The sequence below is a fragment of the Pseudomonas reidholzensis genome, from assembly GCF_900536025.1.
Classification (GTDB): domain Bacteria; phylum Pseudomonadota; class Gammaproteobacteria; order Pseudomonadales; family Pseudomonadaceae; genus Aquipseudomonas; species Aquipseudomonas reidholzensis.
In genome coordinates this window covers 25,849-45,403 of sequence record NZ_UNOZ01000038.1, presented here as the reverse complement: position 1 = coordinate 45,403, position 19,555 = coordinate 25,849, and the positions used below count along the sequence as shown (strand labels likewise).

Below are 19,555 nucleotides of genomic sequence, written 5' to 3'. Positions count from 1 at the left end.
AATTTTCAGCATTTTATTTTTCCTGAAAAGTGGCCGTCGCCATCTGCTGTCAAACAAGAGGGTGGCAGCTGTACACGGGTTGACAGACCGGTAGGAAAAATCAAAAACCCGGCGCACACGAGGTGCCCCATGCACAGCTGCCATAAAGGCAAAGCCATGGAATTTTAACCTGGGCGGCCTGTCAAAGCCGGTCGCTGATTAGCAGCGACCGTCCGAGACTAGGGCTCAACCCAGAGCACCGCAATGGCTTGAAAGGGGTTGGAAGTATGTTTGGGAAATGGACTACAAGGAATAGGGTAAGTCCTCAAAGCCAGGTGAAAAGCAGGGCCTGAAGTTCGACCGCATCATGGCCACCAGGCGCAAGTCACAGGCTATTGCAGCGTCCTCAAGATCGAGCGCCGCCCGCGAAGCCGGTGGCATGCCTCCCAGGTGCACAACAAGCCATCCCCCCAGCGCCACCACTTTTCCTGCCCCATCACTCCCACCTATTTAACTACCCCATCGCCCCACCCCCTCCTAGACTCGACCCATCCCGACTCAGGACCCAACACCATGCCCGAGACCCTGCTCAGCAGCCGCAACCTCGCCTTCGAACTCTACGAAGTCCTCGACGCCGAGGCCCTGACCCAGCGCCCGCGTTTCGCCGAGCACAGCCGGGAAACCTTCGACGCAGCGCTCACCACCGCGCGCACCATCGCCGAAAAGTACTTCGCCCCGCACAATCGCAAAGGCGACGAAAACGAACCGCGCTATGTCGACGGCCGCGCCGAACTGATCCCGGAGGTCAAACCTGCCGTCGACGCCTTCCTGCAAGCCGGTTTCCTCAACGCCAACCGCGACTTCGAAGCCGGCGGCATGCAGTTGCCAAGCCTGGTCTCGCAAGCCTGCTTTGCCCACTTCCAGGCGGCCAACGCCGGTACCACCGCCTACCCGTTCCTGACCATGGGCGCAGCCAACCTGATCGAGAACTTCGGCACCGACGAACAGAAGCGCCTGTTCCTCCAGCCCATGATCGACGGCCGCTACTTCGGCACCATGGCCTTGACCGAACCGCATGCCGGCTCATCACTGGCCGACATCCGCACCCGCGCCGAACCCGCCGCCGACGGCAGCTACCGGATCAAGGGCAACAAGATCTTCATCTCCGGCGGCGACCACGAACTGTCGGAAAACATCGTCCACCTGGTCCTGGCCAAGCTGCCGGACGCGCCCGCCGGGGTGAAGGGCATCTCGCTGTTCATCGTGCCCAAGGTCCTGGTCAACCCGGACGGCAGCCTCGGCGCACGCAACGATGTGCTGCTGGCCGGCCTGTTCCACAAGATGGGCTGGCGCGGCACGACCTCCACGGCGCTGAATTTCGGCGACAACGGCGCTTGCGTCGGTTACCTCATCGGCCAGCCGCACAAAGGCCTGGCGTGCATGTTCCAGATGATGAACGAGGCGCGCATCGGCGTCGGCATGGGCGCAGTAATGCTCGGTTACGCCGGCTACCTGTACTCACTCGAGTACGCGCGCCAGCGGCCGCAAGGGCGCCTGCCGGACAACAAGGATCCGCACAGCCCGGCCGTGCCGATCATTGCCCACACCGATGTGCGGCGCATGCTGCTGGCGCAGAAAGCCTACGTCGAAGGCGCGTTCGACCTCGGCCTGTACGCCGCGCGGCTGTTCGACGACACCCACACCGCGCCCGATGAGGCCGCCCGCCACCAGGCCCAGGAGTTGCTCGACCTGCTCACCCCAATCGTCAAATCCTGGCCGTCGGAGTTCTGCCTCAAGGCCAACGCGCTGGCCATTCAGGTCCTCGGCGGCCATGGTTATACCCGCGAATACCCGGTCGAGCAGTACTACCGCGATAACCGCCTGAACCCGATCCACGAGGGCACCCACGGCATCCAGTCGCTCGACCTGCTCGGCCGCAAGCTGGCGCAGAATGGCGGCGCGGGCCTCAAGCAGCTGATACGGCTGATCGCGAGCTGCACCGAGCGCGCCAGCCACCACCCTGCCCTGGACGCCTTGCGCGTGCCGCTGGAGCAACTGGTCACGCGCCTGCAACGCGTGACCCTGGCACTGCTCGGTGAACTGGCCGAGGGCAAGCTCAGCAGCGGCCTGGCCAACTCGGCGCTGTACCTCAAGGCCTTCGGCCATTGCGTGATCGGCTGGCGCTGGCTGGCACAGGCGATCCACGCCGAACTCGGCCTGCTCAATGGCAACGCCGCTGACCGCGACTTCTACTTGGGCAAGCTGCAGGCCGCGCGTTACTTCCTGACATGGGAAGTCCCTGGTTGCCATCACGAGCTGGCCTTGCTCGAAGCATCCGACGATACCTGCCTGGCCATGCAAGAGCAGTGGTTCTAGGGAGCCGTTGCGGGCGCGGCCGACTTGCGCGGCTGGCGAGTGATGACGATGCCTGCCGCGACCACCGCAATACCCACGTAGGTTGTCCAATGGATCACATCCCCGAACATCAGTGCCGCCCAGATCAACGTCACAGGCGGCTCCAGATAGACCAGCGCGGAAACACGGGTCGCCGACAGCTTTGTCAGCAATATCCACAGGCTCAAATAGGCAATGAACGTGGAGAACAGGGTCAGCCATGCGACAGCCACCCAGACCTGGGTGCTCGCCGGGACTTCGATCAACCCCAGCGGCAAGCCAGTAGTCGAGAGCAGTATCAGCGTTGCAGTCGATTGCAGGAACAGCGGTAGCAGCAAACCGTCCTTGCTGTGACCGGTTGCCATGATCGATTGCCGTCGCTGATAAAGCGTGGCGATGGACAATGTGATCGCGGCGATCAGCGGCAGGGCGTAAAGCCAGAGGTCAAGGCGGGTCGCCGACAGGCTGTACTCTGCGAAAATGATCAGGCTGACACCGGCGAACCCCAGCCCAAGCCCTAGCCACTCCTGCCGACCACTGCGCTCATGATGATCGCTGTTGCTCATCGACGCCGTGATCAATGGCTGCAGCGCGCAGATGATGGCGGCAATCCCCGCCGGTAGCCCGCCTCGGATGGCGATATACACACTGACCAGATACGCAAACTGTGCCAAGAACCCGATGACCGCGTTGTAGCGTATCTGCGCCCATGAAATTGCCCGCAGTCGATGCAGGACAAAGGGCAGCAGGCAGATGCTGACCAGCAGAAAACGCCAGAACAGCAGGTTTATGGCACCCGCGTCCTCCGTGCCCAGCCGAGCGCCAATGAAGCCCGAGCTCCAGGAAAGGACGAAGATGGCTTGCAGCAGGATCAGGTACAGCGCATTGCTTGGCATACTCACGCCCCCGTCTGATGCAGTTCCTCGAACGTGATCGGCTCGATGCCCAGACGTGAAAACTGTCGAGCAGCCGAGCGTTGCAATGCCCACCGCAACCCTAACCAACGGGGGACAGTCGCGGCAATGCCGTCGTCGGAGGCCACGTGCCAGAAACGGTTGGAGTCGTCAGCGAAGTAGGGGCAATGAAAAGACAGTACCAATGACATGCGTCGCCCACTCAACACCGGGCGAACACCGTGGAACAAGCGACTGCCGTAGATGAACAATGCATCACCTGGCTCGTCCAGCTGGGCGCTCTCGAAGGTCCGGTGATCCAGCGCATCAAAGGTATCGAGGGTGCCGTTGTGGTACAGGAACTCACCCCCGCTGTAGTCAGAACTCCCCGAGAGCACGATGTTCAGCACATAGTTGGTGCCGTCCGTGTGCCACATGCCCAGTTGCTGCTGTTGCTCGACCGGCTTGGGATAGAAGTAGTTGACCTGCGAGCGAGCATTGACCATGGGGTAAGGCACCAGCGGCACACCTGCAATACGCGAGACGGCCAACAGGAATGCACGACTGCTCATCATGTCGTTGATAAACGACGACAGTGCCGTCACCCCTCGCGTACGCCGTGAAATGATCCAGTCGCTGTCACCCGCCCCTTCCTCCAGACGGGCGCAGATGTCTTGCAAGACCGCGACCCCCTCGGGCGTGAACAACCGATGCACGACTGCCACCCCCGTGATGGTGTCCACGGCAACTTTTGCGTGAGGGCTGTGGGTGTAGCCAAGCTGGCCGAGTGTTCGGGTGCCGCCGAGCAGGTGTCCTTGCTGGCACAGCAAACCGTCGCGCCAGGGCATCTGCTCGCCGAGGCAGATCGACGAGGGCCGCGGGGGGCGCTTCAATGTCGTCTTGAGCGCCAGCTTCACCCGTCCAACGCCGCGCTGGAACAGGGGTAATGTGTCTGAAGGGTTCATGATGCGTCTGTACCTCTGGAGTCGCTACTGAAGGTATTTCGCGATCTGATAGCGTACCGAGCCGTCACCACTGGCGAACTCGTCCACCACACTGCAGTTGCAGTGCTGGGCTCTGATCCGGCGGAATTGTTCGGGCGTGTATTTGAGGCAGATGTTGGTCAGCAGATAGCCACGTTGCCCTAGGCGCTGCACGGGCTGCAGGGTCACGACCACATGGATAGGTTCATCAAGAATGCGTAGCGGCAAGAGGATTGCTGCGTGCTCGCCCACTGGGGTGAAGCCTTGTTGAAGCGCGACCATTCGGGAGAACTGGAGCATGCAGGGGTTGGCGTAGAACCCGAGGATGGTGTTTTCCAGGCCGACCTCGTACACCTGCATTTCCGAAAGAATATAGGTCGCGTTACCGGCAAGGTTACGGATCAGCCGCCCAGTGCTCACGGGCAGCTCGTTACCCTCCTGGAAGCCAAGCAGGGTGATCAGGGTGAGCTCCTGATCGTGGTGCAAATCATCGTGGGTGACCGTGCGATAGTCAGCGGCGATGTAGTTGAAGCTGCCCTCCCCTGGCACGATGGGGCGCACGGCATCGCTCATCGCGGCTTCCGAGGTCTGGTTGATGTCGATGGCGGTGTAGCGGATGGCACTGGAGGTCTCGGCCATGCGTTTCAACAAGCAGGCGCTCTTGATCGGCTCGGGCCCCAACTCGACGTAGTGCACGCGGCGCCCACTGCTCAGTGCAGCCAAGCGCTCGGCAACGTTGCCGATGACGGTTGTGAGTGCACCCTGCCCCTGTGCGTCGGCACAGAGCCCGTTTTGCCCCACGCCTTGCTCATTCAAGGCCCGCATCAGCAGAAAGATCTCGTGATTGAACCGGTGATCGCCTGCAAGCCCGGACTCAGGCTGAACCAGCGTCGAGTACTTCTCATGGTTCTCGACAGTCCAAAGGCGTGCGTGCTGGTAAGGGGGGGTTCGTACGAGTGCATCTACCACGAAGTCGTTCAGGCTCATCCGTATCATTCCATTGCAATTTCAGAGGCCGGTCGGCGTTGACCCCACAGTAAGAGTGGGTATAAAGCCTGTACAGTTGAATAAATCGAAGCGCTGGTTCGATCCAACCAAATCAGGAAGAACCATGGGCAAGGGCCTCGACATCGATGTACTCAGAACCTTCCAGGCAGTGGCCCGGCTAGGCCGTTTCAAGGATGCAGCCGACTACGTCCACCGCAGCCCATCGGCGGTGACGACGCAAATCCAGAAGCTCGAGGAAAAGATCGGGCAACAATTGTTCACGCGCAGTAACCAGTCCGTGGAGCTGACCCCCTCGGGCCGCCAGTTGTTGAGCGAGGCCACACGCTTCTTGATGGCCCACGACCGGCTGCTGGCTACGTTGTCGCCGCAGCAGATGACCGGCAAGGTGCGTCTGGGGGTACCGGACGGTTATGCCGCCAACCTCATGAGCGACTTTCTGCCAGTGTTTGTCGCCAGCAATCCGAAACTGGAGCTGGAGGCAGTAGCGCGCTCCAGCGCAGAGCTCATTGACCTGTTTGCGCGACAGCGGCTGGATTTGGCGGTGGCGGTCAGCAGTGACGATTGGCAGCAAGGGGAGTGGCTTCGCTCGACTCAACCTCGCTGGGCCGCAGCACCAGGATTCAGCCACGATGGCAGTCGCCCCTTGCCCCTGGCACTGCAGTTGAAGGGCTGCCCCTACAGGGAGGCGGCCTTGCAGGCACTCAAAGCCCAAGGCATTGCGTACCGTATCCTGCTCGAAAGCGCCAACTGGCATGCGGTGCTGGCCTGCATGAGGAGTGGCCTGGCAGTCGGCATTGTCGAAGGGCTGGAGAGCGGTGACAGATCGCTCGCGTACGTGGAGGGGCTGGGCTTGCCCGACTTCGCCGAGCATCACGTCTATTTGCTGACAGATACCTCTCACCATGTCGCGGTGCATCTGAACGAGATGTTGAAGGCCGCCATCCAGAAAGATGGCGTCGCAACGACGCCCCATTGCTGGGAAGGCGGAGCGCGATGATGCTGGGCGGTAGCCACGGCCAACCTCGGTAATTTGCCGGCCCTGTTTTATTTCCTGACCTGGGAAGTACCTGCCTGCCATAATGACCTGGCATTGCTCGAGGCCCGCGACGACACCTGCCTGGGCATGCAAGAGGGGTGGTTCTAGGGGGAGCCACCGCGCCAACGGAGGTTCCCGCATGTTCGATTCCAGCGCCTTGTTGCGCCAGCGCTTCGCCGCGCTGCGCAGCACGGCCGAAGTGTTTTCCCTGCGTCACGTGAAGCAGTCGTACCAGGGGCTTTCAGTACGCCGCAATGTCGCCGAGCCGCCTTTTTTCAGCACCGACGAAGGCGCCATGCTGACCGTGCGGATCAACGGCGTCGAAGCCTATGCCGCGACCGCCGACCTGTCCCAGTCCGGCCTGCAGCGGGCACTCGAGCAGGCCGAAGCGCTGGCCCGGCAGATCGCCGCGCACAGCCTGCTCGACCTGCGTGAGCAGCCGGTGCCCAGCGCACGCCACGACCACATCTCACCGAATTTTGAAGCGGCACTGCCCAACCTCGCCGACTGCCTGGGCCTGCTCGCCGCCGAATCGGCCAGCGTGCCAGCCGACAGCCGCCTGGTGGACTGGCAGGCCAGCCTGGGGATCAGCGCTGTCGAGCAGACCTACCTGAACTCGGCCGGCGCCGAACTGCGCCACGCCCAGCGCTTCCTGTTCCCCGGCCTCGGGGTGACCGCCAGCGATGGCCAGGACAGCCAGAGCCGCAGCCTGGGCCGGGAAAACTTCGGCCAGCAGGGCGGCCTTGAGGTCATCGAGCGCTGCGGCCTGATCGGCGCCGCCCGCCAGGTCGCCGACCAGGCCCTGCAGCTGCTGCTGGCGCCGAATACCCCCAGCGGCGCGCGCGACCTGCTGCTGATGCCGGACCAGATGATGCTGCAGATCCACGAGTCGATCGGCCACCCGCTGGAGATGGACCGCATCCTTGGCGACGAGCGCAACTACGCCGGCACCAGCTTCGTCAACGCCAGCGACTTCGGCCACCTGCAATACGGCTCGCACCTGCTCAACGTGACGTTTGACCCGACCATTGCCGAAGAGCTGGCCAGCTACAGCCATGACGACGATGGCAGCCCGGCGAGCAAGCAGTTCCTGATCCGCCAGGGCAAACTGCTCCGGCCCCTCGGCGGGGCCCTGTCGCAGTTCCGCTCCGGCCTCGACGGCGTCGCCAACAGCCGCGCCTGCAGCTGGAACCGCGCGCCGATCGACCGCATGGCCAACCTCAACATCGAGCCGGGCGACCAGTCGCTGGCGCAACTGATCGGCGGCATCGAGCACGGCATCCTCATGCGCACCAACCGCTCGTGGTCGATCGACGATGCGCGCAACAAGTTCCAGTTCGGCTGCGAGTGGGGCCAACTGATCGAGAACGGCCAGCTCAAGGGCGTGGTCAAGAACCCCAACTACCGGGGTATTTCCGCGCAGTTCTGGAGCAACCTGGCGGCGGTCGGCGACCGCAGCACCTTCGAGGTCCTGGGCACGCCTAACTGCGGCAAGGGCGAGCCCAACCAGGTGGTGCGGGTCGGCCACGCCTCGCCGGCCTGCGTGTTCCGCCAGATCGACGTATTCGGAGGAGACGCCTGATGAGCGCCACACCCCAGCACCGCTTCGAAGCCCTGCTGCAGGCACTGCGCAGCGCCCTGCAGGACGGCGAACAGTTCACCCTCGGCTACAGCGCCGAAGCCTCGCAGTTCATCCGTTTCAACCATGCCAAGGTGCGTCAGGCTGGTGCGGTCAGCCAGGCCAGTGCCCAGTTGCGCCTGGTCCGCGAGGGGCGCCAGGCCGAGCAGCAGTTCACCCTGTGCGGTGACGACGCGCTTGACCAGCAACGCCTGCACGACGCCCTCGCACAGTTGCGCCAGACCTTGCCGCTGCTGGCCGTCGATCCCTACCTGAGCCTCGATGACAGCGCCTGGCAGTCACACAGCCAGCAGGACCACGCGCTGCCCGATCCGGCCGAGGTGCTGGCCCTGGTCGAGCGCGAAGCGGGCCAGCTGGACCTGGTCGGCATCTATGCCGCCGGGCCGATCTGCCGCGGCTTTGCCAGCTCGTTCGGGGCGTTTGGCTGGCACCAGGCGACCAGCTTCAACTTCGACTGGAGCCTGTTCCACGCCAACGGTGAGGCGGTCAAGGCCAACTATGCCGGTCAGGCGTGGGACGCCGCGGCGTTTGTCGAGCGCCTGCGCCTGGCCCGCGAGCAACTGGCCTTTCTCGGGCGCCCCGCGATCAGCCTCAAGCCCGGCAGTTATCGCGCGTATCTGGCACCCGCGGCCATGGACGAGATCGCCGGGATGCTCGGCTGGGGCGGTTTCTCGGCCCAGGCCCTGGCCACCGGCAACAGCCCGCTGCAGCGGCTTTACAGCGGCGACGCGCAGCTCAGCCCGCTGGTCAGCTTCAGCGAACAGGTCAGCGGCTCGCTCAGCCCGGCGTTTTCCGATGAGGGCCTGGCGCGTCGGGATGTGCGCTTGATCGGCGAAGGGCGAGCGCTGGACCGCCTGGTCAGCGCCCGCAGCGCGGCCGAATTCGCCCAGCTGGCGAACGGCGCCGACAGTTATGAAGCGCCCTGTGCCTTGAGCCTGGCGCCGGGCAGCCTCGCGCCCGAGCAGATCCTCGCGCGGCTCGGCACGGGGCTGTACATCAGCAACCTGTGGTACCTGAACTACTCGGACCTGCCGGCTGCGCGGATGACCGGCCTGACCCGCTTTGCCACCTTCTGGGTGGAACAGGGGCAGATCCAGGGGCCGGTCAGCACCATGCGTTTCGACGACACCCTGTACAACCTGCTGGGCAGCCAACTGGAAGACCTGACCCGCGAGCGCGAGCTGATCCTGTCGACCAGTACCTATGGCCAGCGGCAGACCGGCTCGAGTCATTTGCCAGGGGCGCTGATCAAAGGACTGACCCTGACATTGTGATTCAGGCCTGACTGAGTCGGGGCTGCTGCGCAGCCCCATCGCGACACAAGGCCGCTGCCACAGGGTCAGGTGAAACCCCGCAGGAATTGAGGTTCACATGTCCGAACGCACACCGCTGGACCCTGTCACCGCCCGCTGGATCCCCTGGGTGGTGGCCATCGCTTTCTTCATGCAGTCGCTCGACGGCACCATCCTCAACACCGCGCTGCCGGCCATGGCCCGCTCGCTCGAGGAAGACCCGCTGCGCATGCAGGGCGTGATCATCGCCTACATGCTCACCGTCGCCCTGCTGATCCCGGCCTCGGGCTGGATCGCCGACCGTTTCGGCACCAAGCGCATCTTCTTCAGCGCGATCCTGCTGTTCAGCTTCGGCTCGCTGCTCTGCGCGCTGGCCAACAGCCTGACGTACCTGATCATCGCGCGGATCATCCAGGGCCTGGGCGGCGCGCTGATGCTACCGGTCGGCCGGCTGGTGGTACTGCGCGCCTACCCGCGCTCGGAGCTGGTGCGGATCATGAGTTTCATCACCATCCCCGGCCTGCTCGGGCCATTGCTCGGGCCAACGATGGGCGGCTGGCTGGTGGAGATCCTCAGTTGGCACTGGATCTTCCTCCTCAACCTGCCGGTCGGCGCGCTGGGCTGCTGGGCCGTGTGGAAGTTCATCCCCGACCTGCGCGGCAGCGAGCGCACCCGCTTCGACGGCCCAGGCTTCTTGCTGTTCGGCGCGGCGATGGTGTTGATCACGATCGCCATGGAAGGCCTCGGCGAGCTGCACATGCCGCACTTGCGGGTGATGTTGCTGTTGTTCGCCGGCATGGCCTGCCTGGCCGCCTACTGGCTGCGCGCGGGGCGCGACCCCGAGCCGCTGTTCTCGCCCAGCCTGTTTCGCGTGCGGACCTTTGCCATCGGCATTCTCGGCAACCTGTTCGCCCGCCTGGGAAGCGGCGCCCTGCCCTTCCTGGTACCGCTGCTGCTGCAGATCGCGCTCGGTTATTCGCCGTCCCAGGCGGGAATGAGCATGATCCCCCTGGCGGCGGCGGCAATGGTCGCCAAGTCGGTCGCCCGGCCATTGATCGAACGCCTCGGCTACCGGATCATCCTCACCGGCAATACGCTGCTGCTGGGCATGCTCCTGGCCAGCCTGGGCCTGGTCGACGAGCACACGCCGTACGCCTTGCTGCTGGTCCAGCTGTCGCTGCTCGGCGCGGTCAACTCGCTGCAGTTCACCGCGATGAACACGGTGACCCTGATCGACCTCGACGATGCCAGCGCCAGCAGCGGCAACAGCCTGCTGTCGGTGGTCGCACAGCTGTCGTTGAGCCTTGGCGTAGCGTGTGCCGGGGCACTGCTCGGCGGCTTTACCGCGGCCGGCAGCGCCGAGGGCGTGGAAAGCACCTTGGGCGCGTTCCAGCTGACCTTCGTCACCATCGGCCTGATGGCCATGCTGGCGGCGGCGATCTTCCTCCAGCTGGCGCCGACGGACGGAAGGCGTGCTCGTCGTCCGGAACCGGAGATCGAACCTTAGGGCGAATGGCCACGAGGCTGGTAGACTGTGCGGCATTTTTTCGCTTCGCAACGCAGGCCTGCCTCGTGACCACCGAATCCACCGCATTTGCCACTCTGCCGCTGTCCAACGCCATGCTGGCCAACCTGGACGCTCTCGGCTATGCCGCGATGACGCCGATCCAGGCGCAAAGCCTGCCGGTCATCCTCCGGGGCCAGGACCTGATTGCCCAAGCCAAGACCGGCAGCGGCAAGACCGCCGCCTTCGGCATCGGCTTGCTCAACCCGCTCAACCCGCGCTACTTCGGCTGCCAGGCGCTGGTCCTGTGCCCGACCCGCGAGCTCGCCGACCAGGTTGCCAAGGAGCTGCGCCGGCTGGCCCGGGCCGAGGACAACATCAAGATCCTGACCCTCTGCGGCGGCGTCTCGCTCGGCCCGCAGATCGCTTCGCTGGAGCACGGCGCGCACATCATCGTCGGCACCCCGGGGCGGGTCCAGCAGCACCTCGACAAGGGCACCCTGGTGCTCGACGGGCTCAACACCCTGGTCCTCGACGAAGCTGACCGGATGCTCGACATGGGCTTCTTCGACGCCATCGCCAGCATCATCGGCAAGACCCCGTCGCGCCGCCAGACCCTGCTGTTCTCGGCCACCTACCCGAGCGGCATCGAACAACTGGCCGCCGACTTCATGCGCAAGCCGCAACAGGTCAAGGTCGAGGCGCTGCACAGCGAGACGCAGATCGAGCAGAGCTTCATCGAGATCGACGCTGAAGGCCGTCTCGACGCACTGACCCGTGTGCTCGGCCACTACCGCCCTGAGTCGTGCGTCGCGTTCTGCTTCACCAAGCAGCAGTGCGAGGACGTGGTCGCCCACCTCACCGCCAAGGGCATCGTCGCCCAGGCCCTGCATGGCGACCTGGAGCAGCGTGACCGCGACCAGGTGCTGGCGATGTTCGCCAACCGCAGCAGTTCGGTCCTGGTGGCCACCGACGTCGCCGCCCGCGGCCTGGACATCGACGGCCTGGACATGGTGATCAACGTCGAGCTGGCCCGTGATGCCGAGATCCACGTGCACCGCGTCGGCCGTACCGGCCGTGCTGGCGAGAAAGGCGTGGCGGTAAGCCTGGTGGCGCCGGCCGAGGGCCATCGTGCGCAGGCCATCGAACAGCTGCAGAAGCGCCCACTGCGCTGGGAGCAACTGGACAGCCTGAAGAACAAGGGCGGCGAGCCATTGCTGCCGGTGATGGTGACCCTGTGCATCGGTGCCGGGCGCAAGGACAAGCTGCGCCCGGGCGATATCCTCGGCGCACTGACCGGCGATGCCGGGATCCCTGGCAAGCAAGTCGGCAAGATCGCCATCTTCGATTTCCAGGCCTTCGTGGCCGTGGAGCGGGCGTTGGCCAAGCAGGCCATGCAGCGCCTCAACAGCGGCAAGATCAAGGGCCGTTCGTTGAAGGTTCGCATCCTCTAAAAACCACACAAAACCCTGTGGGAGCAGGCTTGCCCGCGAATACGTCAGCAGGAACAACGGTGTTGTCTGGCCGGACGCATTCGCGGGCAAGCCCGCTCCCACAGGGACCGTGGCGATTTCTATTCAACTGTTTCCAGGTAATCCATCGTGCACTCCACCGACGTGATCATCCTCGGCGCCGGCGCCGCCGGCCTGATGTGCGCTCAACTCAGCGCCCGCCGTGGCCGCCGGGTGCTGCTGCTCGACCACGCCAACAAGCCGGGCAAGAAGATCCTCATGTCTGGCGGCGGGCGCTGCAACTTCACCAACATGTACACCGAGCCGGCCAACTTCCTCTCGCACAACCCGCACTTCTGCAAGTCGGCGCTGGCCCGCTACACCCAGTGGGACTTCATCGAGCTGGTGAGCAAGCACGGCGTGGCGTACCACGAGAAGAAGCTCGGCCAGCTGTTCTGCGACAACAAGGCCAGCGACATCCTCGACATGCTGCTCGCCGAATGCGACGCCGCCGGCGCCGAGCTGCGCATGCAGACCAGCATCGAAACCATCGAAAAGCGCGAACAGGGCTATGTGCTGCAGACCAGCGCCGGGCCGTTCGCCTGCCAGTCGCTGGTGATCGCCACTGGCGGCCTGTCGATCCCGACCCTGGGCGCGACCGGGTTCGGCTACCAGGTGGCTCGCCAGTTCGGCCACACGCTGCTGCCGACACGCGCCGGTTTGGTGCCTTTCACCATCACCGAGCCCCAGCTCAAGGCACTCTGCACGGAGCTTTCGGGGACCTCGCTGGACTGCACCGCCAGTTGCAACGGCAGCAGTTTCCGCGAGAACCTGCTGTTCACCCACCGGGGGCTGAGCGGCCCGGCGATCTTGCAGATTTCCTCGTTCTGGGAAGCCGGCGACACCGTCGAGATCAACCTGCTGCCGGACCGCGATGCGCTGCAATGGCTGCAACAGCAGCAGGTCGAACGGGCCAACAGCGAGCTGAAGACCGTGCTCGGCGAAGTGTTCACGCGCAAGCTGGCCAACCTGCTGGCCGATCAGTGGTTCGTCTCCAAGCCGATGAAGCAGTACACCCCGGCAGAGCTTGCGCAGATCGCCGACAAACTGGCGGCCTGGCAGGTGGTGCCGGCGGGCACCGAAGGCTATCGCACGGCGGAAGTGACCCTCGGCGGGGTCGACACCCGCGAGGTGTCGTCCAAGACCATGGAGTCGCTGAAGAGCCCTGGCTTGTACTTCATCGGTGAAGTGCTGGACATCAGCGGCCACCTCGGCGGCTTTAATTTCCAGTGGGCCTGGGCCTCGGCCAACGCCGCCTCGCAGTTCGTGTAAGGTAGAATCCTCTGAGCACGGAACGCTTCTTGCTGGTTCCGTCAAAGGGCGGCGTGAGACCGCCCTGAAGGGTTCTCATTCGATCACTGCCAGCAGGCCATCATGTCATCGAGCTCGTTCCGCCATTCTCTGCGTCGTCTGTGGGGCCAAGACAAGTTCAGTTACAGCATCCGGGTGACCGTCGCCCTCACCGGCAGCATGGCGCTGTGCTGGTACCAGGATGAAATGAACCTGCTCATCCCCTTGTTCCTCGGGATCATCGCCAGCGCGCTGGCCGAGACCGACGACGGTTGGCAGGGCCGGCTGAGCGCCTTGATGGTCACCCTGGGGTGCTTTGCCATCGCCGCGCTGGCGGTCGAGCTGCTGTTCCCCTACCCCTGGATCTTCGTCATTTCGATGGCCCTGGCCGCGTTTGGCCTGACCATGCTCGGTGCGCTGGGTGAGCGTTACGGGGCGATCGCGTCGGCCACGCTGATCCTCTCGGTGTACACCATGATCGGCGTCGACCAGCGCGGCGGCGAGGTCACTGATTTCTGGCACGAGCCCTTGCTGCTGGTGGCGGGCGCGGCCTGGTACGGGCTGCTCTCGGTGCTCTGGCAGGTGATGTTTTCCAACCAGCCGGTGCAGCAGAGCCTGGCCAAGCTGTTCTACGAGCTGGGGCGCTACCTCAAGCTCAAGGCCAACCTGTTCGAGCCGATCCGCAACCTCGAGGTCGAGGCCCGGCGCCTGGAGCTGGCCCAGCAGAACGGCAAGGTGGTCGCTGCGCTCAACGCCGCCAAGGAAATCATCCTGCACCGGGTCGGCAACAGCCAACCCAACTCCAAGGTCAGCCGCTATCTCAAGCTGTACTTCCTGGCCCAGGACATCCATGAGCGGGTCAGCGCTTCACACTATCCGTACAACGCCCTGGCCGAGGCCTTCTTCCACAGCGACGTGATGTTCCGTTGCCAGCGCCTGCTGCGCCAGCAGGGCTCGGCCTGCCAACAACTGGCCGAGTCGATCCGCATGCGCCAGCCGTTCGTCTACGGCACCGGCTTTGCCGAAGCCCTGGAAGACCTGCACGCCTCGCTCGAACACCTGCGCATCCAGAGCAACCCGGCCTGGCGGAGCCTGCTGCGCTCGCTGCGCGCACTGGCCGGCAACCTCGCCACGCTCGACCGCCTGCTGGGCGCGGCGAGCAACCCGGACGGCCTGGCCGATGCCAGCGACAGCAGCCTGCTCGACCGCTCGCCACGCAACTTCAAGGACGTCTGGAGCCGCCTGCGCACGCAGTTGACGCCGACCTCGCTGCTGTTCCGGCATGCCTTGCGCCTGCCGTTGGCGCTGTCGATCGGCTACGGCATGGTCCACCTGATCCACCCGACCCAGGGTTACTGGATCATCCTCACCACGCTGTTCGTCTGCCAGCCCAACTACGGCGCGACCCGCCGCAAGCTGGTCCAGCGGATTTTCGGTACCGCCATCGGCCTGACGGTCGGCTGGGCGCTGTTCGACCTGTTCCCCAACCCGATCATCCAGTCGATGTTCGCCGTGGTCGCCGGGGTGGTGTTCTTCGTCAACCGGACCACCCGCTACGCCCTGGCGACGGCGGCGATCACCCTGATGGTGCTGTTCTGCTTCAACCAGACCGGCGACGGCTACGGGCTGTTCCTGCCGCGCCTGTTCGATACCCTGGTGGGCAGCCTGATCGCGATTCTTGCGGTGTTTCTGTTCCTGCCCGACTGGCAGGGGCGGCGCCTGAACAAGGTGCTGGCCAATACCCTCACCTGCGCCAGCGCCTACCTGCGCCAGATCATGCAGCAGTACGCCCATGGCAAACGCGACGACCTCGCCTACCGCCTGGCCCGGCGCAACGCGCACAACGCCGACGCGGCGTTGTCGACGACGCTGGCCAACATGCTCATGGAGCCGGGGCATTTCCGTAAGGAAGCGGATGTCGGCTTCCGCTTCCTGGTGCTCTCGCACACCTTGCTCAGCTACCTTTCGGGGTTGGGTGCGCACCGCGACACGGCGCTGCCGAACGAGGTCCATGAGCAGTTGATCGATGGCGCCGGTGGCAGCCTGGCGAAGAGCCTGGAAGAGATCGCCAACGGGCTGGCGGCACGCTTGCCGGTGGCCATCCACAGTGACGAGGAAGAGGCCCTGGCCAACGCCCTGGAGCAGATGCCGGAAGAGCTGGACGAGCACCAGCGGCTGGTACAGACCCAACTGGCACTGATCTGTCGGCAGCTCGGGCCGCTGCGGACCATGGCCGCCCACCTGATCAAGGAAGCCGCGCCGGCCTGACCTCAGAACCCGTGCTGGCGCATCAGCCGCTGGTAGCTGCCATCGGCCTTCATCGCCGCGATCGCGCGCTCGAAGCGCCGCACGATGCGCTGGTGCTCGGGGTGTTTCAGGCTGACCAGGATGTGCAGGCTGTTCTCCCCCAGGGGCCGCTCGACAAAGGCCACCGCATCGCGCACCTGCTGCGGCTCGCGCTGCAGGTTGTACCGCGCCACGTACTCGTCTTCCACTGCCAGGGTGACCCGCCCGGCCGCGAGCATGCGCACCGCGGAGGAAAAGTTGCGCACCTCGACTCTGCTCAAGCGCGTGTCACTGTCGAACCCAGGCGCATAGGCGTACCCCCGCACGACCGCGATGGTATAGGGATACAGGTCAGCCTGACGCGTGTAATCGAAGGCTTCGCCCTGGCGCTTGAGCAAGCGGATGCGGTTACTCAGGTAAGCCTTGGAAAACGTCCCGATCGCCGTCCGCGAGTCGTCGTACCAGGCATTCACCAGCACATCGTAGCGGCCATCGCCGACCCCTTTCAGCGCCCGCGCCCACGGTACCTGCTCGAACTCGCTGGCATAGCCGGCACGCTGCAACGCAGTGGTGACGATGCTGGTGGCCAAGCCGCCACCCGGCATGTCGCGGTCGGTGAACGGCGGCCAGCTGTCGGACACCAGCCGCAACGTGTCGGCTGCCATCGCCGGTGGCAGCAGCATTGCGGCAAGCAAACCGACAACACCAAGCAGTGGCCGCATGCTCAAATCCTTTTGCAAATAGGGCTCACGCGGGAACTGGCAGTCGTCAAGACTGCCTGGCTTGGAAGATTACACAAGGGCAGCGCGGACAGCAGCCGACAATGATGTCAAATAGCCTCTATTTCCGCCGAATTTCGCTCGGGCCGTCGGCAGACCGGTAATCAGCCCTGCAGGGCCTCGAAGGCACAACGGGCGATCTGTGCATCCTGCACGGCGACGCCCGTGAGGTCGGCGAGGGTCAACTGGCCCTCGTGCTCGCGCCCAGGCGCGTGCCCTGCCAGCACCGCACCGATTTCGCTCAGTTGGCCCTGGGCGATGAGGCCAGCCTTCAAGGCATGCGCCACCTCACCGTACTGGCTGCATTGCACCCGCGAGTCGACGATGATCCGCTGGGCGCTGGCCACCAGGGCCGGCTCGAGTTCCTGCTTGCCCGGCGCGTCCGCCCCGACTGCCGTGATGTGCGTACCGGGCTGTAGCCACGCGTGGCGCAACAGGGCTTCACGTGAAGGGGTCGCACAGACGATCAGGTTGCACGCCTCGGCCACCGCCTTCGGCTCGGCGACGGTGCGCACTGCAAACCCCAACGCTTCGGCAAAGGCGCGGTAGCCGAGCAATCCAGCCGTGCTGCGCCCCCAGACCACGACCTGTCGACAGCCGGTCACCGGCATCAGCTGTTCGAGCTGCAGGCGCGCCTGGGTACCGGTACCCAGGATACCGATCGCCTCGACCCGGCCAGGTGCCAGCAACTGCGCGACTATCCGCCCGGCGAGTGCCGTGCGCATGGCGGTCAGCCAGCCGCCGTCGGCCAGCAGGGCCAACGGTGCGCCGGTGCATGCACTGAGCACCAGCATCAGGCCATCATTGCTTGCGAGGCCCAGGGCGGGATTGTCGTAGAACCCCGTCGACAGCTTGACCGTGAACGTGTCGCTGCCCTCCAGGTACGCTGACTTGATGCAGCAATCACCATTCGCCCGGGCGAAGCTGAAGGCCTGCACCGGCGGCACCTGAACCTTGCCTGCGGAATAGGCGATAAAGCCCTCTTCGATACGCCGCAGCGCCAGGTCGAGGTCCAGCGCGGCGATGATTGCCGGCTTGTCGAAGGTCTTCATGCGATCGCCTCGAGAAACTTCTCGAGGACGATGTTGCGCCCGCACAGGACCACCGCCACCCGCTTGCCGCGGTACTCATCAGCCAGTTTTTTCATACCCGCCAGGGCGACGGCCGCCGCCCCTTCGATGATCCAGCGCTCGCAGGCAGCGACATCGCGCATGGCTGCCTTGATCTCGTCCTCGCTGACCAGCACGGTCTGGCTCAACAGACGCTGGCACAAGCCGAAGGTGACGCTGTCGGGCTCGACGCCGCCGGCAGTGCCATCGGAGAGGGTCTCCTGCTCGACCATGTCGATGATCCGCCCGGCCTGGAGCGAGGCCTGCAGCGTCGGCGCATTGGCCGGCCAGCAGCCAATCATGCGGGTGTTCGGCGAAAGCCCGTGCAGGGCCGCGCCGATGCCGCCGATCAGCCCACCGCCACCGACCGCGACAAACACCGCGTCCAGCTCGGGCGCCTGCTCGAACAGCTCCATGCCAACGGTACCCTGGCCGGCAATGACCTGAAGGTCGTTGTACGGGGAGACGAACACCTTGCCCTGCAGCCGCGCCTGGCGACCGGCCTCGAGCTCGACGCCCAGCGGATCCAGCTCCAGCGCCAGCACCTCGGCGCCAAGTGTGCGCATGGCCTGGAGCTTGTAGACCGAGGCATCGTGAGCGGTATAGACGGTGACCGGTACGCCAAGCGTGCCACCGGCCAAGGCCAGGCCCTGGCCATGATTGCCGGAAGAGGCCGCGATGACCCCGCGCTTGCGCTGGTTGTCATCCAGCAGGCGCAGCTTGTTGCGGGCGCCGCGGTATTTGAACGAGCCGGTGTGCTGCAGGTGCTCGCACTTGAGGTGCACCTCGCAACCGGTCATGGCCGAAAGCCGAGCGCTGTGGCTGAGCGGGGTGACCGCCACCTCGGGGCGCAGTGCCTGGTGGGCTTCGCGGATAGCCTGCTGCAAGGCGGCAAGGGATGCGTCGTCGATCATCTACGGGTTCTCTTGCAAGGTCGCCGGCACAGACGCAACGGCAACGAGTGGAAATGAGATCCACGGTAGAATTATATTCCACTCAATGCAAGTGACCCGCTGCAACCCTGAGCGGCCCGATCGGCTCAGGGATAGCCCAGAACCTCTCGAATCCTGCGCAGGTGCTGGATGATCCACTGCTTGTCGATGGCGCCCCAGTCATGGATGCGGTAATGCCCGGCATGGTTGCGCGCCCCCGCCTCTTGCTCGAACTCACAGACGATATCCAGGTCGGCCAGTGCAGCGATGGTGTCCTGCGCGGTACGCCGGGGCATGCCGGTGGCTTCCATGAGGGCCGGAACACTGGTGGCGGTCTGGCTGTCGATCAGCCAGGCGACGTACAGGCGGCGATAGAAACTGCTCTTGGTCTTGCTCACTTCCATGCTGGCGGATCCTCAGGTGATGCCCGGCAGTTCCCGGTAGGTCAGGTAGACGCGCAGGTCGAACTCCAGTTGGTGGTAGTCCGGCTCCATGTGCTGGCAAAGTTGGTAGAACGCCTTGCTGTGATCGCGCTCTTTGAGGTGGGCAAGCTCATGCACCACGATCATGCGCAAGAACTGCGGCGCGGCGTCCTTGAACAGCGCGGCGATGCGGATCTCTTTCTTCGCCTTCAGCTTGCCGCCTTGCACCCGCGATACGGCGGTATTGAGGCCCAGGGCACGGTGGGTCAGGTCGAGGCGGTTGTCGAAGAGCACCTTGTCGAGGCTCGGCGCACTGCGCAGGTAGGCCTGTTTCAGCTCCTGGGCATAGACGTACAGCGCTTTGTCGTTCTGTACTTCATGCCGCGCAGGGTAGCGCTGGCGCAGGTAGTCGCCCAGACGGTCACTGGCGATCATCTGGCGGACCTGCTCCTGCAGGTGCGGCGGGTAGGCTTGCAAATAGCGTAGGTCGGTCATGGC

Annotated in this window: 16 protein-coding genes and 1 pseudogene; 9 read left to right on the top strand and 8 right to left on the bottom strand. The window is 64.7% G+C overall.

The window, feature by feature from the left end; all coding sequences use genetic code 11:
• The first annotated feature begins 552 nt into the window (after positions 1-552).
• Positions 553-2,355 (top strand): acyl-CoA dehydrogenase, encoded by a 1,803-nt coding sequence (locus CCOS865_RS26520; RefSeq protein ID WP_119146495.1) that lies wholly within the window; start codon positions 553-555, stop codon positions 2,353-2,355.
• On the opposite strand, the gene CCOS865_RS26515 is transcribed toward CCOS865_RS26520, so the two are convergent.
• From CCOS865_RS26515 to CCOS865_RS26505, 3 genes are read right to left on the bottom strand one after another with little or no spacing between them, the layout of a single operon-like run.
• Positions 2,352-3,269, bottom strand: coding sequence for a DMT family transporter (locus CCOS865_RS26515; RefSeq protein ID WP_119146493.1), 918 nt, complete (start codon positions 3,267-3,269; stop codon positions 2,352-2,354). The two genes, CCOS865_RS26520 and CCOS865_RS26515, sit on opposite strands and share 4 nt — an antisense overlap.
• Positions 3,270-3,271: 2 nt before the next feature.
• Entirely contained in the window at positions 3,272-4,231 is a 960-nt protein-coding gene (locus CCOS865_RS26510) for a 2OG-Fe(II) oxygenase (protein WP_119146491.1), read from the bottom strand.
• Between the two features lie 24 nt (positions 4,232-4,255).
• Positions 4,256-5,236 carry a hypothetical protein gene (locus tag CCOS865_RS26505; protein WP_119146489.1) on the bottom strand — a complete coding sequence of 327 codons (981 nt, stop codon included), beginning with the start codon at positions 5,234-5,236 and terminating at the stop codon, positions 4,256-4,258.
• Between the two features lie 124 nt (positions 5,237-5,360).
• Between CCOS865_RS26505 and CCOS865_RS26500 the strand changes: the two genes are divergently transcribed.
• The 8 genes and pseudogenes from CCOS865_RS26500 to yccS all read left to right on the top strand — a co-directional run bounded on the left by CCOS865_RS26500 (position 5,361) and on the right by yccS (position 15,797).
• A complete protein-coding gene (locus CCOS865_RS26500) occupies positions 5,361-6,254 on the top strand; it encodes a LysR family transcriptional regulator (RefSeq protein ID WP_119146487.1) in 894 nt (297 codons plus the stop codon).
• A 27-nt stretch (positions 6,255-6,281) separates the two neighbouring features.
• A pseudogene (locus CCOS865_RS28880) lies at positions 6,282-6,401 on the top strand (hypothetical protein); the annotation flags it as partial.
• A gap of 31 nt (positions 6,402-6,432) precedes the next feature.
• Entirely contained in the window at positions 6,433-7,875 is a 1,443-nt protein-coding gene (locus CCOS865_RS26495) for a TldD/PmbA family protein (RefSeq protein WP_119146485.1), read from the top strand.
• Positions 7,875-9,206 (top strand): TldD/PmbA family protein, encoded by a 1,332-nt coding sequence (locus CCOS865_RS26490; RefSeq protein ID WP_119146483.1) that lies wholly within the window; start codon positions 7,875-7,877, stop codon positions 9,204-9,206. The genes CCOS865_RS26495 and CCOS865_RS26490 overlap by 1 nt, the downstream gene beginning before the upstream one ends.
• A gap of 97 nt (positions 9,207-9,303) precedes the next feature.
• Entirely contained in the window at positions 9,304-10,731 is a 1,428-nt protein-coding gene (gene mdtD, locus CCOS865_RS26485; protein ID WP_119146481.1) for a multidrug transporter subunit MdtD, read from the top strand.
• A gap of 113 nt (positions 10,732-10,844) precedes the next feature.
• Positions 10,845-12,182, top strand: a complete 1,338-nt coding sequence (gene dbpA, locus CCOS865_RS26480) for an ATP-dependent RNA helicase DbpA (protein WP_244216183.1) — start codon at positions 10,845-10,847, stop codon at positions 12,180-12,182.
• A gap of 147 nt (positions 12,183-12,329) precedes the next feature.
• On the top strand, positions 12,330-13,511 hold the full coding sequence (locus tag CCOS865_RS26470; protein WP_119146477.1) for a BaiN/RdsA family NAD(P)/FAD-dependent oxidoreductase: 1,182 nt from the start codon (positions 12,330-12,332) through the stop codon (positions 13,509-13,511).
• Between the two features lie 102 nt (positions 13,512-13,613).
• Positions 13,614-15,797: a YccS family putative transporter gene (yccS, locus tag CCOS865_RS26465; protein WP_119146474.1), complete on the top strand. Its 2,184-nt coding sequence runs from the start codon at positions 13,614-13,616 to the stop codon at positions 15,795-15,797.
• A 2-nt stretch (positions 15,798-15,799) separates the two neighbouring features.
• Here yccS and CCOS865_RS26460 read toward each other — a convergent pair whose 3' ends face one another.
• The 5 genes from CCOS865_RS26460 to CCOS865_RS26440 all read right to left on the bottom strand — a co-directional run bounded on the left by CCOS865_RS26460 (position 15,800) and on the right by CCOS865_RS26440 (position 19,552).
• The gene (locus CCOS865_RS26460) at positions 15,800-16,537 is read right to left on the bottom strand and encodes a substrate-binding periplasmic protein (protein ID WP_119146472.1); all 738 of its coding nucleotides are present in this window, start codon (positions 16,535-16,537) and stop codon (positions 15,800-15,802) included.
• A gap of 161 nt (positions 16,538-16,698) precedes the next feature.
• Positions 16,699-17,646, bottom strand: a complete 948-nt coding sequence (locus tag CCOS865_RS26455) for an ornithine cyclodeaminase family protein (protein ID WP_119146470.1) — start codon at positions 17,644-17,646, stop codon at positions 16,699-16,701.
• Positions 17,643-18,617, bottom strand: coding sequence for a threonine/serine dehydratase (locus CCOS865_RS26450; RefSeq protein WP_119146468.1), 975 nt, complete (start codon positions 18,615-18,617; stop codon positions 17,643-17,645). Before CCOS865_RS26450 ends, CCOS865_RS26455 begins: the two co-directional genes overlap by 4 nt.
• A gap of 125 nt (positions 18,618-18,742) precedes the next feature.
• On the bottom strand, positions 18,743-19,039 hold the full coding sequence (locus CCOS865_RS26445; protein WP_119146466.1) for a winged helix-turn-helix domain-containing protein: 297 nt from the start codon (positions 19,037-19,039) through the stop codon (positions 18,743-18,745).
• Positions 19,040-19,051: 12 nt separating this feature from the next.
• Complete coding sequence (locus CCOS865_RS26440; RefSeq protein WP_119146464.1) at positions 19,052-19,552, bottom strand: M48 metallopeptidase family protein; 501 nt, start codon at positions 19,550-19,552, stop codon at positions 19,052-19,054.
• Positions 19,553-19,555 lie beyond the last annotated feature (3 nt).